At 42.8% G+C, this 14,418-nt stretch carries 14 protein-coding genes and 2 pseudogenes; 10 read left to right on the top strand and 6 right to left on the bottom strand.

The window, feature by feature from the left end; translation table 11 throughout:
* Positions 1-15: 15 nt before the first annotated feature.
* On the bottom strand, positions 16-1,560 hold the full coding sequence (istA, locus tag FXV75_RS11000) for an IS21 family transposase (protein ID WP_148831187.1): 1,545 nt from the start codon (positions 1,558-1,560) through the stop codon (positions 16-18).
* Positions 1,561-1,799: 239 nt separating this feature from the next.
* Between istA and FXV75_RS10995 the strand changes: the two genes are divergently transcribed.
* A complete protein-coding gene (locus FXV75_RS10995) occupies positions 1,800-2,141 on the top strand; it encodes a hypothetical protein (protein ID WP_148833372.1) in 342 nt (113 codons plus the stop codon).
* A 24-nt stretch (positions 2,142-2,165) separates the two neighbouring features.
* Entirely contained in the window at positions 2,166-5,441 is a 3,276-nt protein-coding gene (locus tag FXV75_RS10990) for a type I restriction endonuclease subunit R (protein WP_148833370.1), read from the top strand.
* A 41-nt stretch (positions 5,442-5,482) separates the two neighbouring features.
* On the opposite strand, the gene FXV75_RS10985 is transcribed toward FXV75_RS10990, so the two are convergent.
* Positions 5,483-5,704: a helix-turn-helix domain-containing protein gene (locus FXV75_RS10985; RefSeq protein ID WP_148835367.1), complete on the bottom strand. Its 222-nt coding sequence runs from the start codon at positions 5,702-5,704 to the stop codon at positions 5,483-5,485.
* Positions 5,705-5,839: 135 nt separating this feature from the next.
* On the opposite strand from FXV75_RS10985, the gene FXV75_RS10980 reads away from it, so the two are divergent.
* The 3 genes from FXV75_RS10980 to FXV75_RS10970 all read left to right on the top strand — a co-directional run bounded on the left by FXV75_RS10980 (position 5,840) and on the right by FXV75_RS10970 (position 8,483).
* Positions 5,840-6,079, top strand: a complete 240-nt coding sequence (locus FXV75_RS10980; RefSeq protein WP_067341394.1) for a hypothetical protein — start codon at positions 5,840-5,842, stop codon at positions 6,077-6,079.
* Positions 6,072-7,304 (top strand): site-specific integrase, encoded by a 1,233-nt coding sequence (locus FXV75_RS10975; RefSeq protein ID WP_148833368.1) that lies wholly within the window; start codon positions 6,072-6,074, stop codon positions 7,302-7,304. The genes FXV75_RS10980 and FXV75_RS10975 overlap by 8 nt, the downstream gene beginning before the upstream one ends.
* 22 nt (positions 7,305-7,326) lie before the next feature.
* Positions 7,327-8,483 (top strand): IS3 family transposase gene (locus FXV75_RS10970; RefSeq protein WP_187424833.1). Its coding sequence is split into 2 segments (ribosomal slippage): positions 7,327-7,597 and positions 7,597-8,483, totalling 1,158 coding nucleotides; the frame shifts between segments, so codons are not numbered across the junction.
* Here the strand turns inward: FXV75_RS10970 and FXV75_RS10965 are convergent.
* The 3 genes and pseudogenes from FXV75_RS10965 to abiEi all read right to left on the bottom strand — a co-directional run.
* Positions 8,429-8,812: pseudogene (locus FXV75_RS10965) on the bottom strand (transposase); the annotation flags it as partial. The gene FXV75_RS10970 and the pseudogene FXV75_RS10965 overlap by 55 nt on opposite strands.
* Before the next feature lie 98 nt (positions 8,813-8,910).
* Positions 8,911-9,801 carry a nucleotidyl transferase AbiEii/AbiGii toxin family protein gene (locus tag FXV75_RS10960; protein WP_148833366.1) on the bottom strand — a complete coding sequence of 297 codons (891 nt, stop codon included), beginning with the start codon at positions 9,799-9,801 and terminating at the stop codon, positions 8,911-8,913.
* Position 9,802: 1 nt separating this feature from the next.
* Entirely contained in the window at positions 9,803-10,327 is a 525-nt protein-coding gene (gene abiEi / locus FXV75_RS10955; RefSeq protein ID WP_148833364.1) for a type IV toxin-antitoxin system AbiEi family antitoxin, read from the bottom strand.
* A 331-nt stretch (positions 10,328-10,658) separates the two neighbouring features.
* On the opposite strand from abiEi, the gene tnpA (FXV75_RS10950) reads away from it, so the two are divergent.
* Entirely contained in the window at positions 10,659-10,964 is a 306-nt protein-coding gene (gene tnpA / locus FXV75_RS10950; protein WP_148833362.1) for an IS66 family insertion sequence element accessory protein TnpA, read from the top strand.
* A complete protein-coding gene (gene tnpB, locus FXV75_RS10945) occupies positions 10,961-11,140 on the top strand; it encodes an IS66 family insertion sequence element accessory protein TnpB (protein ID WP_148833360.1) in 180 nt (59 codons plus the stop codon). Before tnpA (FXV75_RS10950) ends, tnpB begins: the two co-directional genes overlap by 4 nt.
* A 46-nt stretch (positions 11,141-11,186) precedes the next feature.
* On the opposite strand, the pseudogene tnpC reads toward tnpB, so the two are convergent.
* A pseudogene (gene tnpC / locus FXV75_RS10940) lies at positions 11,187-11,993 on the bottom strand (IS66 family transposase); the annotation flags it as partial.
* A gap of 23 nt (positions 11,994-12,016) precedes the next feature.
* On the opposite strand from tnpC, the gene FXV75_RS10935 reads away from it, so the two are divergent.
* The 3 genes from FXV75_RS10935 to FXV75_RS10930 all read left to right on the top strand — a co-directional run bounded on the left by FXV75_RS10935 (position 12,017) and on the right by FXV75_RS10930 (position 14,232).
* On the top strand, positions 12,017-12,208 hold the full coding sequence (locus FXV75_RS10935; protein WP_148833358.1) for a hypothetical protein: 192 nt from the start codon (positions 12,017-12,019) through the stop codon (positions 12,206-12,208).
* Between the two features lie 101 nt (positions 12,209-12,309).
* Positions 12,310-12,564, top strand: coding sequence for an IS66 family insertion sequence element accessory protein TnpA (gene tnpA / locus FXV75_RS16715; protein ID WP_410428253.1), 255 nt, complete (start codon positions 12,310-12,312; stop codon positions 12,562-12,564).
* Positions 12,565-12,660: 96 nt separating this feature from the next.
* On the top strand, positions 12,661-14,232 hold the full coding sequence (locus FXV75_RS10930; protein WP_148833356.1) for a sensor domain-containing diguanylate cyclase: 1,572 nt from the start codon (positions 12,661-12,663) through the stop codon (positions 14,230-14,232).
* Positions 14,233-14,418 lie beyond the last annotated feature (186 nt).

Here is a 14,418-nt window from a genome sequence, read left to right as displayed (position 1 = left end):
GTTTGTTAATTTTTATTAATGGTAATAGTGGTTGCCACGGATATTTTTATGATCAATATCTTGTAGTAAATCACCTTGAGCTTGTGGCAAGGGTTGTTTATCCAAGCCTTTTTCTAAGATAGTCTTTACTTGTTTAACGCGAGTAACACCTGTGGTTAATGCGCGATGACAGGCGGCTTCAAGACGTTGATCACTAAACTTTTTACCTAGGCTTAATAACCCCATACAAGCACGGTAGCTTTGCTCTGGATGTTTTTTAGCTTGCATCAATTGCATAACAAACTGCTCAGTTGATGTGCCAAATTTACTCGCCCAGCGTTCGAACCGCTGTGGTGCCCATTGTTGCTGCTTTTGATGAGCGATAGGCATATGCAGATCAAGCGTGGTGTGCGCACCTTCTCGGTATGATCTGGGGTGAACAGCGACTTGTATGCCTTGATGGTAGAGTGTCACCAACTTCCCGGAGGCATGGGCTTCAAGCTTTTGTTTAATTAAGGTATGTGGCACTGAGTAGTAGTGCTTTTCAATTTCCACATGATAATCAATATGCACGCTCACCTGTTTTACTAAGGTATAGCTGTAAGGCTGTGTAGGCAGTGGTTTGAGTGCAGGTCTGTCGATAGCATCAAACTGACTGAGCCGTGAGCCAGGATGCTTTTTCATTTTACGTTGATTTAAATCGACCAGTAATGCTTGTATTTTCAGGTTCAATTGACGCAAGCTAAAGAAGGTTTCATTGCGAAGGCGCGCCATTATCCAACGTTCAACAATTTGCACACCCACTTCAGCCTTAGCCTTATCCTTTGGTTTATAGGGTCTAGCGGGCACAATGACCGTATCGTAATGTGTCGCTAGTTGTTGGTAGGTTGGATTTAAGTCAGGCTCATATCGACACGGTTTGGTGACGGCACTTTTAAGGTTGTCAGGAATTATTAGCTCAGGAACACCGCCAAGAAACTCAAAACAACGGGCGTGACTCATCACCCAATCTTCGAGTTTCTGGCTGTAAGTCGCTTCGGCATAGGTATAATTTGATGCACCCATGACCGCAACGAACACTTGTGCAGTACGACATTCGCCTGTACTTGTATCAACAATACTCATGGTTGGGCCACAGTAATCCACAAACAGTTTTTCACCTGCTTTATGATTTTGTCGCATGGAGGGTTTTTGGCATTTAAGCCATGCCTTGTACTGACGGCAGAAGTGAGTGTAACTGTAAAAACCTTCCGCGTGCCGCTCTTTGTATTCTTCCCAAAGCAGCAACAACGTCATGGTTTTAGGCCGAAGCTCTTGCTGAACTAACGACCAGTCAGGAATGGTAAAGCCCTTTAATCGAGGCTTTGTTTTGAAGAACGCTTGTTGCAGAGCGTGATCATCCCACTTCTCATCAAGCGGCCAGTAAGTAATATCTAACTCTGCTGATTTACAGGCATATTTAGACACGATTGAGGGTGAAACAGATAAGCTTGTTGCTATCTGACGATGACTGAGTTTACAGCTGTATTTTAGTCTTAAAATCTCTTTAAGTTTACGCATTGAAATAGGTGCCGTTGGCATGGTCATTCTCATCATCAAAAATGAAAAGAATAACGGTTAAAAACACCTACTGGCTAGACAAAAACGTGTACAAATTGAACGATACCATTCAAGCCGATCACTCAATACCATTTTGACCGAAAAGTGATCGGCATCGATGGTATTGAGTGATCTTGATGGATGGTATTAGGTGATCGGCTTAGATAGTATTAGGTGATCGCGATGCATGAGAATACGCAGATGCGAAAGAATTTTTAGGAATGTTACGTGCGGGTGATGCCAAGTTAAAAGATTCTTTGATTAGTGGTTTAAGTGAGGATAGCCAATTTTCTTTAGCGTATGCGGCTGCTCATGCGTTTTCTTTGGCCGCGTTACGTTGGTATGGTTATCGTTCAGAAAGTCGTTATTTGGTTTTTCAATGCTTGCAACATACTTTGGATATGGATAAAGCTAAGTGGCGAGTGCTGGATAAATGTCATCAGGCTCGTAATTTAGCGGAGTATGAAGGTCACTTAGATGTGAACCCCCAATTGCTTAAAGAGTTAATGAGTATTACCAAAGAGATTCAAATGTTGGTAAAGGCATTGCCGCCAGTTAAATGAGAGTTAAATAAAAGGAAATTTTAGATGGCCAGCGCCAGTGAGTTCGCGTTTCAAAATGAAATGATCCAACAGCTTTTAAGCAACGGCTGGTTGTTGGGCGATCCTAAAAAATACAACCGTGAACTGGCGCTGTATGAAGAAGATGTGCTTGGTTTTGTGCAAGACACTCAAGACGAGCAATGGCAAAAATTCTGTGCCTTATACCCTCATGATACCGAGCGTAAGTTCATAGCGCGTGTGGCTTCACAGCTTAACAAAGCTGACCCCAATGCAACGTCGAAAGACATGCGCACCTTCGGAACATTAGGAGTGCTGCGCCATGAGTTACGAGACCGTGGAACGCGCTTCAACTTGTGCCAGTTTAAACCCGAGCATGACTTAAACCCAGATACGCTAGTACGTTACAAGCAAAACCGTTTACGTGTTGTGCCTGAGTTGGTGTATTCGCCTTGGGCAACCGAAGAAGAATTAGCAACGACGGGTAAAAAAGCCAAGGCATGGCGTATTGATTTGGTGTTGTTTGTAAATGGTTTGCCTGTTGCAACGTTAGAGCTGAAATCTGAATTCAAACAAGCCGTTCAAAATGCGATTACCCAGTATAAAACCACTCGTCCACCGACAGACCCTGAAACCAAAAAGCCAGAGCCGCTATTAACCTTTAAGCGCGGTGCTTTAGTGCATTTCGCTGTTAGCCAATACGAAGTGTATATGGCGACTCGTTTAGACGGTAACGACACCTTCTTTTTACCTTTTAACAAAGGCACTAAAGAAGGTGGTGCGGGTAACGACGTTCCCGAAGATGTTAATCAGTACGCGACCGATTATTTGTGGAATGAGGTGTTACTGCCAGACAACCTGCTGAATATTCTTGCTCGCTTTGTGCATTTAGAAATTGAAGACAAAGAAGACTGGGAAGGCCGTAAATACAAGAAAGAAACGTTAATCTTTCCACGTTATCACCAGTGGGATGTGGTAAATAAACTGGTGAATGCGGCCAAAGAAGAAGGCCCAGGGCAAAAGTATTTAATTCAGCACAGTGCGGGTTCGGGTAAGTCGAATTCCATTGCGTGGTCGGCGCACCAGTTATCGGCAATTCATACGCCAGAAGGCAAAAAGCTGTTTGACTCAGTCATCGTCGTAACAGATAGAACAGTGCTGGATGATCAGTTGCAAGAAACGATCTCTCAGTTCACCGCAGTGGACGGTTTGGTTGGCCGTATTAATCGAAATGAAGGGGATGGTTCTAAATCAGAGAAGCTGGCGAATGCCTTAGTGGATTCGCAACCCATTATTATTGTCACCATTCAAACTTTTCCGTTTGTTCTAAAGGCGATTGAAAACAACGTTAACTTGAAAGAGCGCAACTATGTGGTTATTGCTGATGAAGCGCATAGCTCGCAAACAGGCAGTACTGCTCGTCAGCTGAAAGAAGTGCTTATGATTGATGGTAATGCTTCGGATAAAACGGAGGATGAGGAGTTAACTACCGACGATATTTTAGACGCTGCGGTGGCGTCACGTAGAGCCTCTAAGAACTTAAGTTATCTTGCTTTTACAGCGACCCCTAAAGATAAAACACTACAGCTATTTGGGCGCCTACCTAAGCCTGACGAACCCGCGAATAAAACCGACAACCTGCCCAAGGCTTATCATGTGTACAGCATGCGTCAGGCAATTGAAGAAGGTTTTATTCTTGATGTGCTAAAAAACTACACCAACTATAAGGTGGCTTATAACCTCGCCATGAAGATAGAAGGTAGCGATCAAGAAGTTGAAAGTAAAAAAGCCAAGGTAAAACTGAATCAATGGGTGCGTTTGCACGATTACAACATTAGCCAAAAGGTTCAGGTTATTGTTGAGCACTTTAAAGACAATGTGATGGGGTTATTAGGCGGCCAAGCCAAAGCGATGGTGGTGACTAGCTCTCGTAAAGAAGCTGTGCGCTATAAATTAGGGTTCGATAAGTACATTACCTCTAAGAAGGGTGAAAAAGGCTATAGCCAGCTACAGGCAATGGTTGCGTTTTCTGGTGAGGTGGAATTTTCAGAAACAGACCCTAACAGTACAGCGCTGATTGGTGAAAAGTTTACAGAGAGTAATATGAACCCAGGTCTTAAAGGCCGAGACATGCGTAAAGCCTTTGATAGTGATGATTATCAAGTCATGATTGTTGCCAATAAATTTCAAACGGGTTTTGATCAACCTAAGCTTTGTGCCATGTACGTGGATAAAAAGCTAGGTGGCGTGGAATGCGTACAAACGCTATCTCGTTTAAACCGTATCTTTCCTAGCAAAGCAGAGACAGGAACATTTGTACTCGACTTCTTTAATGAGCCAGATGATATTTTGAGTGCATTCCAGCCTTATTATCAAACCGCCGAATTAGCTGATGTCTCTGACCCTAACTTGATTTTTGAGTTGTCTGAAAAGCTACGATCAGCGGGCATCTTCACTACTCGTGAAGTTGATCAGTTCTGTGATGCCTTTTACGTAAAATCTAAAAGCAACGCCGCCATTGCGAATATCTGTAAGCCAGCGGTTGAGCGCTGGACTCTTAAATATAAATCGGCGCTAGACGAATATAAAAAAGCAAAAGACATGTTCGAGCGAACCAAGAAAACAGGTGACGCGGTACTCATGGCAAATGCTGAGAATACCTTTAAAGACTGTAAGCAAGAAAAAGATGCCCTAGAAATCTTTAAAAAGGACTTAGGTACTTTTGTTCGCTTCTATGAATTCATGTCTCAGATTGTCGATTACGATGATAAAGGGTTAGAAAAGCTGAGCTTATACGCCCGTAATTTGCGTCCCATGCTGCGTGAGGCAGCAGTTGAAGAAGATCAAATAGACTTAAAGCATGTTGTGCTTAGCCATTACCGATTATCAAAAATACGCCAACAGGATATTCAACTGAAAGAAGACGCTGCGGGCTATGAGCTAGAGCCAGGCGACTCTATGGGCACGGCAAAAGCCAAAGATCCTAAAGAAGAGTTTTTATCACAAATCATCACTCGCTTAAATGAACTGTTTATCACCGATGAACTGACTGATGCGGACATGGTGAATTATGCCAATACGGTAAAAGACAAGGTGATGGAAAACGAATTGGTGATGAGACAAATTAAAGAAAATAGTGCACAGCAGGCTATGTTAGGCGACTTCTCTCGAGCCATGGACGACGCGATTATGAGTAGTGGTTCTGCACACCAGAACCAAATGATGCAACTACTATCAGACCCTGCCAAATCGGCTAGATTCGGTAAGTTAGTGTTTGAAATGATTACTGGTGGGCAACGCTAGTAATTTCTATCGATATATTTGGTTGTATATATTAAACAACTCTAATCATTAATATATACAACCAAATCTCCAACCTCACATTGAAAATACTTACAAAGTAAATTTATCGTCTCTGTTGTCGTGTTGTAGCCTGTTGGGTTTTGCAACCGCGACAAGGTAGTCTTATGGATGCCTGTAGCCTCAGAAACTTCCCCTAGTGTCACTCTTCTGCCTTCTTTGAAGGATTGATCCTGAATTAGCTCTTTCAGCCTGAATCTTAGCATCTGCATAGTCTCTTTAATTTTCAGCAATAATACCGTTTATGCTGTTTAAAAAGCAAAAAAGTTTAAAAAGTGCTTGTCAGGAAACTTATTTGCTATATAGTTTCCTCATGAGCAATAAAATTCACTGGAGGAAATATGTCTACATACCTTACAGCACAAGAGTTAGGAAACCGTATTAAGTACCACCCTAAGTACATCAATGACGTTCTTAGAGATAACGTTTTCATTGAAGGCAAGCACTATATTCGCCCTTTCAACGCAAGAAAGGTTCTTTATTTATGGGAGGCAATCGAAGAGCAGATGATGACAAGTGCAAGAGAAAATGAAGTGGATGATTTGATCCCAATGGCCTCAGGAGGTGTTTACCGTGGCTAGTATAGGGATTCGGCAAGATGGAAAGTTGTATTTCAACTTTCGTTATGAGGGGAAGCGTTTTAAAGAATACACCAAGTTAGAAAATACGCCTGCCAATATGAAGCGTATGGAGGCAGCGGTTAAGAAGATTGAACTAGCACTGAAAACTGGAGAGTTCGATTACGAGAAGTTCTTTCCAGGCAGTAAAAAAGTACCGAAAGTAAAAAAGGAGGTGGTTCAACACGTTGTCACTGAGGTTCAAAAACGACCGGATACACCGTTGTTTTCTGAATTCTCACAAGAGTGGCTTGAAGAGAATATTTTACGATGGAAACGGTCTTACCGGACTTCTATCAAAGGAACTTTAGATACCCGTCTCATCCCATATTTTGGGGAAGAAAGAGTCGGCAACATAACCAAAGCCATGATCCTGAAATTTCGTGCATCCCTCGCCAAAGTGAGTCACGAAACAGGGGACAGTGAGCTTTCTAACGATAGGATTAACCACATTATGACGCCACTAAGAATGATTTTAGATGATGCCGCCGACCGATATGAGTTTACGTCGCCAGCTATTGGATTAAAACCCCTAAAAGTGCCTAGAGTGGATATTGAGCCTTTTACGCTGGATGAAGTGAAGAAGATTATTCGCTATGTACGTCCAGATTTTCGTAATTACTATATTGTGCGCTTTTTTACGGGTTTACGTACTGGGGAGATAGATGGGCTGCAATGGCAGTACGTTGATTTTGAAAACCGACAGATTTTGGTGAGAGAAACCGTCGTTCAGGGACGTATTGATACGACTAAGACACTTGAATCACGCCGTGAAGTTGAAATGTCTCCACCTGTGTATGAAGCATTATTAGAACAAAAGAAAGTTTCGTTTGGGCATTCTAAGTTCGTGTTTTGTAATCGTGCAGGTGGTAGTTATGAACACCGAAATGTTACTCAGCGCATTTGGTATCCAACACTTGAAAAAATTGGCATCAAAAGTAGAAAGCCATACCAAACAAGACATACCGCCGCGACATTATGGTTAGCAGCAGGGGAGAACCCTGAGTGGATCGCTAGACAAATGGGCCATACAACCACCCAAATGTTATTTACCGTGTATTCGCGCTATGTCCCCAACCTGACTCGTCGAGATGGTTCTGCGTTTGAAACACTTTTGATGTCCAGTGGTTTTGAAGTAAGTGGAGATGCTGTTGTGGTTGAATTAGCCGGACACTTCAATAAAGGATAATATCCAATTATTGAGGTGTAAAATGACTAAACGTACTAACAAACAATATCCAAACGATTTTAAGCAAGAAGCGGTGGCGCTGGTGATTGAGCAAGGTTACTCAGTTGTTGAGGCTGCCGCTTCACTGAATATCACTGACAAGCTACTTTATAACTGGGTAGCGAAGTTTAAACAACAAAATGAAGATTCAGAGTTGTCGAAGGATGAGCGGGCTGAACTCGCTCAGCTCAGAAAAGACAATAAGCGCTTGCTAATGGAGCGCGAAATATTAAAAAAGGCTTCAGCGTTTTTCGCAAAAGAAATGAAATAAAATATTCATTTATCAAAAGTTTAGGTAAGCAGTACCCAGTTGTCATATCGTGTAAAGTGATGCGCGTTAGCAAATCTGCATACTATGCTTGGCGAAAACGTCCCGCGATAATTATCAGTGCACAAACACTGAATTTACATCGTAGGGCGAAGGCGCTTTTTGAAGATAGTCGAGACAGTTTGGGTAGCCGTGAGCTTGGGAAAAAGCTTCGCAAAGAAGGCTTTGATGTTAGCCGGCATAGTGTCATTGGCTTGATGAAACGATTGGGGTTAGTCGTTAAGCAGCGTATCCCTTACAAAGTCACAACAAAGCGCAAAGACAGTGATGCTGTAGCTGATAATTTATTGAACATGAATTTTAACCCGTTAGGCCAGAACCAGGTGTGGGCTGGGGATGTGTCATATTTAAAAACAGGCGAAGGCTGGCTATACCTTGCTATTGTAATGGATTTGTTTGGTCGTCGCATAGTGGGTTGGCACACGTCAAAACGTATGACGACAGACTTAATTGAGCAAGCATTTTTAAAAGCACATCGCTTACGACAGCCGCCAAAGGGCTTAGTATTTCATAGCGATAGAGGTTCGCAATACACGAGTAAACGCTTTAGAAGCCTATTAAAACGGCTTGATTGCCGCTCTAGCATGGGTGACGTCGGTGCGTGTTGGGATAATGCCGTGGTTGAAAGGTTCTTCGGCAGTTTAAAACATGATTGGTTGTTCAAGGTAGCACAACCAACAAGAGAGCATATGAAGCAAGATGTTGCGGCCTATGTGAAATATTACAATCTGGAGCGATTACATTCGTCGAATGGCGACCAATCACCCATTGAGTATGAAAACTCCTTTAGGAAAGTGTCCGGTTGGACTTGACCAGAACAGTTCATGATGGTTGTGTGGTCAGGAATCGGATTATCTAACGACAACGCAGCAAACAAGCGCATTGACGTAACTTCATACAGAGCGTCTTCCATGGCAGGATCACTCATGTTGTACCAATGTTGCATGCAGTGAATACGGAACATGGTTGAAAGTGGGTAAGGTCTTCTGCCATTGCCTGCTTTAGGATAAAAAGGCTCAATAACCGCTTCTAGTTGATCCCAAGGCATCAACTCATTCATGCGAGAAAGGAAAATTTCCTTACGTGTTTTACGGCGTTTGTTGTTGAACTCGCTGTCGGCAAAAGTGAGTTGGTGTGACATGGTTAAGACTCGAAGGCTTAAAGCGTGATTATCGCATGGCTAGGACTTATTCGCATATTCCGTAGATGAATAGCTTAACATCGCTAATAAGTTATTGTTTAAAAGCCCATATCAAATTTCTTTGTCTGTGAATCAGGTTTGAGTATCGGGTCTGTCATGCTTTTAATTTCGAGTTGTACGTATTGCCAATATTCTGGATTATCAATTGTTCGCTGTTTAATTTGGCTTGGAATGAAACGGCTCATTTCATTGTTGAAGTCAGCTTTTACCTCTTTTTCGTTCAGTAATTTTTCGACCTGAAGGGAAAGCGACTCTATGAAGTTAGCGTTTGTTTTTTCTCTTGCTGCAAGTTTTTGGTTGATCAGCTCTATGGATACGTCAATACCTCTTTGCTTGATCCAAAGAATATCCCAAACATCACGAGGTTTAATACGTCTGGAACGGTATGCTAGAGCAATGAATTTATCTGCCAAGGTTTCTTCTAACGACTGTACTGGTATCAAAAGTCCTTCTGTTGGAACGACGACATCGTAATGATTGATCAGTGGTCTTCTCTCAATGTCGAAAGAAGGGATAGCACATATGTCGATATGCATTTTTTGACGTGGTAGGTCTGGGCGGTTGGCTTCTTTTTCGATACTGATTTTCCACGAAGCGGTGTCTCCTTGTTTGTCTTGGTTCGGCTTATTTACCCAGACTTCTGTTTCATATTTTTTTTGTATGTACTTTTGAATCTCGATTTCTAAACCATCAAAATGACCAGGCTTAAAGTCATGGCCACCATTAAAGTCTAAATCTTCAGACAATCGAGAGCTGTTGTGACATAGGCGAAGTGATGTGCCGCCAATAAACGTCAGTGAGTGCATCACCCCCTGTTTTACCATGACCGCCATAATATCATGGTGCAATATTTCTTTTTCTATAACAGGTGTTATCCTTGCATACTCAGGGTTGGTGTTAACAATTTGCTTTATGACTTCTTTGAGCATGTTATGCCTCCAGCATGTGCAGATTTCGATTACAGTTTTTTAAATCAATAAGGGCTAGGGTTGTTTTGGCCCGATACATTTTGATATCTGAATCGAAATAAACATTAGGAGCGATTGCCTCGATCGTTTTTTTTGTATGTGTAAACTCAATAACGCCGTAAGGTGTAGAAAACATGCCACTTCTGCCTTTTGTCATTACAGTGAGTCTGCCCATAACAATTTGCGAAATATCGCCTGTATAGCTAAGTTGGCTCTCTAGGCTGATATAGTTAAATACATCTCCTCTGAGCTTATTTACAATCTTGTAAATGGCCGTTGATCCATCAGGCGGAGTAATTGTACTTTCAAAAATACCAGTTGCGACCCTTCGTAAGACACCGTTTTTTACGCAATCTGTGAGGAACTTTGTAAAAGCTGGGGTATACTTTTCGCCGAGCATAAATGCTATTTCTGTCGCCGTATGAACACCTCCACCAGCTTTGGTAGCATGAGATAGTGCGGACAGTAATTTTTCTTTTTTACTCATTATAGTCTACGTATTATTACCTTATAGGTATTAAAGTGTAGACCTATAAGGTTAGGTTGACAATATTTAGGTCTACAAAATATTACCTAATAGGTGCTTTTTTGTAGACCTTTTATAGATGGGATTGGCCTTTAATTGTATAAAAGTCTGTTTTGCTTCGAATCAAAGTAGCAAAAATGTCCAAAATTACCCTTTGATTCAAAGCAATTGAAAGCGTGTAATTACGGTTATTTTCGACTTTAAAGGTAAGCGTCACTGTATCAGCCTCTAGTTTTCACATTTAACTCCAACCACACTGTGTTTCGTCCCAATCAACGACGGAGCGAACAACATGAACACAAACACAGCATTAAACCAAACTTGGGCAGCACATATCGAAAAATGGCGGTTATCTGGGTTATCGGCCAAAGTCTTCTGTGAACAAGAAGGGCTGGTGTATCACCAGTTTGGCTATTGGCGGCAGAAATTTGCTTCTACAAATGATGCACCACACGAATCAAAATTGGTGTCGGTAGCCCTGGTGACGCCTTCTCACCAGACTAATGAGCTGGAAATTCTACTCCCCAATGGGGTGGTGATCCGTGGTATTGATGGGAGTAATCTCGCCTTGGTGACCAGCCTAGTGGCCGCTTTATGAAGCCGCGTTATTTACGTCCCGCTTTAAATTTGCCACAGATCTTTTTGTATCGAGACCCCGTGGATTTTCGAAAACAGGCCCATGGGTTGGCGGTGATCACTGAACAAGAGCTGGGGCACAATCCGTTTTCGGGCGCGTTGTATGCTTTTACCAATCGGCATCGTAATAAAATGTAAGCGTCACTGTATCCACCCCTAAAACAACACAATCCGCTCTGTTAACCTAATCCGCTTTCGGTCTATTCCATGGCAAGAGAGCTTCGAGTTTGTCTAGGGTATTAGCGTCGGCGATGTGGTCGAGTAGGTATTGGAGGTAGCTTGAGGGTTCAAGGCCATTGGCTTTGGCGGTTTCTATCAGTGAGTAGCAGGTGGCACTGGCGTTTGCGCCACGCGTTGAATCAGCAAACAGCCCGTTGCGTCGGCCGACAGCGAAGGGGCGGATGGCGTTTTCCGCTAAGGCGTTACTGATGTGGATGAAGCCATGATCACAGTAACCGATCAAGGATTCCCACTGGTTTAGGGCATATTGGATCGCTTTGAAGGTCAGTGAGTCTTTGGGAACCTTCGGATGGTTGGTTTCTAACCACGTTTTGAGGTCCTGCAGCACAGGTAGGGCCAGTTCTTGGCGAACGGTGTATTTTTCCTTTTCGCTCAATTTGCCTATTTTACTTTCGATGGCATAGAGAGCACGGATTTTACTGATGGCCACATCCGCTTTTGACGGCTTGGCTTTGTGGCTTTTCCCTTTTTGAGGCGCGGCACCGCGTGCGGCGTCAACAAACTTGCGACGCGCATGATCCCAGCACCCGATTCGGGCGATACCAAGATCACGGCAAACTTGGCCATAGCCGCTGTAGCCGTCCACTTGTAATACCCCCCTAAACCCTTTTAATAGACGTGTGGGTACGTGACACGCTCGGGTCGGATCATACTCAAACAGCACGGAAGGTTTGTCCGGAGGGCCGCCCCGAGTCACCCACATCCATTTATCACTTTGGGCGGTTTTGCCCGTTTCTTTTAGCACCTGGATAGGTGATGGAAAACGAATTGGTGATGAGACAAATTAAAGAAAATAGCGCAGAGCAGGCTATGTTAGGTGACTTCTCCCGAGCCCTAGGCGACGCGATTATGAGTAGCGGCTCAGCACACCAGAACCAAATGATGCAACTGCTATCAGACCCTGCTAAATCGGCGAGATTCGGTAAGTTAGTGTTCGAAATGATTGCTGGTGGGCAACGCCAGTAATTTCTCTTGATGTATTTGGTTGTATATATTGATCAATTCTAATCGTAAGCGGTAAGCGTCACTGTATCAGTCTCTAGTTTTCACATTTAACTCCAACCACACTGTGTTTCATTATCAATACTCATGGAGCAATTAAAAGGAACACAGCATTAAACCAAACTTGGGCAGCGCGTATCGAAAAATGGCGGTTATCTGGGTTATCGGCCAACGGCTTCTGTGAACAAGAGGGGCTGGTGTATCACCAGTTTGGCTACTGGCGGTGTTTGAATTACCTTATGGTGATCAAGTGGCCGCCGAAATATTCACCAACTCACCCGTTGGGTTGTGTTTCATTGCTGTTTACCGAGAGGGTATAATGTCGTACTTTATAAGAAATAGCTTGTTGCTTTGGTGCTAAGGTATTTCTTCATAAATAGGCTTGTCATATCAGCAAGGATTATCGTTATTTTTCAATGAAAAAGACATTCTCGTTACGCATTATTTTGTCGCTCAGGTTTCTGATTGTTTCCCTTTCAATCGCGGGTATTTTGCTCACGGTTGGAAATGGTTATTACGCCATTTATCAATTTCAAAAAAATCTGTTGATCAATATGTCACTGGAGTCAAATCGCATTTACGCTGAAAAATTGGCGATTATGACAGACATTTTTTTGAAAAATGCAACGTCTCAGTTAGCGATCAGTGCCAATCTTGTGGCCAGTATTGCGCCGCTTGGTGTCAGTGATGTGGAAGGATTGCAGGCCGAGTTAGATCTTGTAAAAAAGATGAGTGAGAGCTTTAACTCGGTATCCTTTATGAATCGAGAAGGTCATATTTTAGCCATTTCTCCCAAGTCAACAGGGTTACGAGGGTATCATCTTAGGGATTCGCTAGCAGATCAGTTTGTTGAACCTCGTGCGGCGTTCATTGGCCCTGTTATCGGGCCTACAGGTACATACCTTTCTTTTTTTTCTCACCCTGTCGTGAATAAATCGGGTCAATACATTGGTAATCTTATCGGCACCATGTATCTCCACGATAACGTATTTTTAGAGCATCTGCTGTCGCGACATGGCTATCTTGATGGTTCGTATATTTATGTGGTGTCCTCTGATAAAGAGCTTATTTATCATCCTGAAAAAAACAGAATGGGTGAAAACGTAACGTCAAATGATGTGATTAATGATGTTGTCGAGGGGCAGAGCGGTGCACATGAGGTCGTCAACTCCAAAGGCATTGAAATGGTAGCGGGTTATGCTTACGTTAAGGAATCAGGCTGGGGGATTGTTGTGCAAACCCCACGTGCCTCTGTGCTTAAAGAGTTGGATAAGCAAATTTGGTTGATTTCTAAGCAAGCGCTTCCTGTGCAAGTGTTTATTTTGTTATGTGTTATTACTTGCGCCTATTTAATTGCTAAACCACTGCGTTTACTGGCTCAAAATACAAAAAATCATGACCCATTTACGAAAGTGAGCGCGTGGTTTTATGAGGCGTATTTGTTAGAAGGGGCCATTCGAAAAGAAATAGATTCTTTAAATGAGAAGGTGTTGCGGTTCGACGACGACAGAAAAACAGATCCGCTGACGGGGCTGATGAATCGCAGAGCCATGGATGAAATGGTGAAGAGATTGACGGCCTCATCCACGCCTTTTTATGTGATATTTTTTGATATTGATCATTTCAAACAAGTCAATGATGAGTTTGGTCACGAGGTAGGGGATCTGGTGTTAAAATCATTGGCGGAGTTGGTGCGGCAAAAAATAGCGAGTCATGGGTCTTTGATCCGTTCAGGGGGAGAAGAATTTGTGATTATTTTGCCCAGTAAGTCCTCTTCGTTTGCCACGGCGTTTGCGGAAGAAGTGCGTGAGCTTGTCTCTCGTTTTGTTATAACTCAGATCTCACGGCCTATTACCATTTCCCTTGGCGTATCTAATTGGGTACAGACGGTGGATTGCTCTGACACGTTTAGGCAGGCGGACATAGCCATGTATGAATCCAAAAATACAGGTCGTAATCGCGTGACGAGTCACATTCATATTTTGTAGTGTGACTTTCCACAACGGGTCGTTTTTATAGGGTTACTGAGTCTTTTTTTGTGCGTCTTAAATTAGTCATTGGGCTTTTTATGCCAGTCAATTCACGAAGTTGATTAAAAAACACTCATGTCCTTGCACTGAGTTGCCCCTCTTTTTATGTTAAGTATATTTTTGCCATGCTGTTTTGTTCAGTTA

It is taken from the genome of Marinomonas sp. IMCC 4694 (assembly GCF_008122525.1).
Taxonomy (GTDB): Bacteria; Pseudomonadota; Gammaproteobacteria; order Pseudomonadales; family Marinomonadaceae; genus Marinomonas.
The sequence above is the reverse complement of the archived record's forward strand: the minus strand, read 5'-3'. Positions and strand labels throughout refer to the sequence as shown.

What these genes read in the sequence shown, in the direction of transcription:
- istA (WP_148831187.1), bottom strand. Translation starts at nt 1,560, where the DNA reads ATGCCAACGGCACCTATTTCAATGCGTAAACTTAAAGAGATTTTAAGA.
- FXV75_RS10995 (WP_148833372.1), top strand. Translation starts at nt 1,800, where the DNA reads ATGTTACGTGCGGGTGATGCCAAGTTAAAAGATTCTTTGATTAGTGGT.
- FXV75_RS10990 (WP_148833370.1), top strand. Translation starts at nt 2,166, where the DNA reads ATGGCCAGCGCCAGTGAGTTCGCGTTTCAAAATGAAATGATCCAACAG.
- FXV75_RS10985 (WP_148835367.1), bottom strand. Translation starts at nt 5,704, where the DNA reads ATGCTAAGATTCAGGCTGAAAGAGCTAATTCAGGATCAATCCTTCAAA.
- FXV75_RS10980 (WP_067341394.1), top strand. Translation starts at nt 5,840, where the DNA reads ATGTCTACATACCTTACAGCACAAGAGTTAGGAAACCGTATTAAGTAC.
- FXV75_RS10960 (WP_148833366.1), bottom strand. Translation starts at nt 9,801, where the DNA reads ATGCTCAAAGAAGTCATAAAGCAAATTGTTAACACCAACCCTGAGTAT.
- abiEi (WP_148833364.1), bottom strand. Translation starts at nt 10,327, where the DNA reads ATGAGTAAAAAAGAAAAATTACTGTCCGCACTATCTCATGCTACCAAA.
- tnpA (WP_148833362.1), top strand. Translation starts at nt 10,659, where the DNA reads ATGAACACAAACACAGCATTAAACCAAACTTGGGCAGCACATATCGAA.
- tnpB (WP_148833360.1), top strand. Translation starts at nt 10,961, where the DNA reads ATGAAGCCGCGTTATTTACGTCCCGCTTTAAATTTGCCACAGATCTTT.
- FXV75_RS10935 (WP_148833358.1), top strand. Translation starts at nt 12,017, where the DNA reads ATGAGACAAATTAAAGAAAATAGCGCAGAGCAGGCTATGTTAGGTGAC.
- FXV75_RS10930 (WP_148833356.1), top strand. Translation starts at nt 12,661, where the DNA reads ATGAAAAAGACATTCTCGTTACGCATTATTTTGTCGCTCAGGTTTCTG.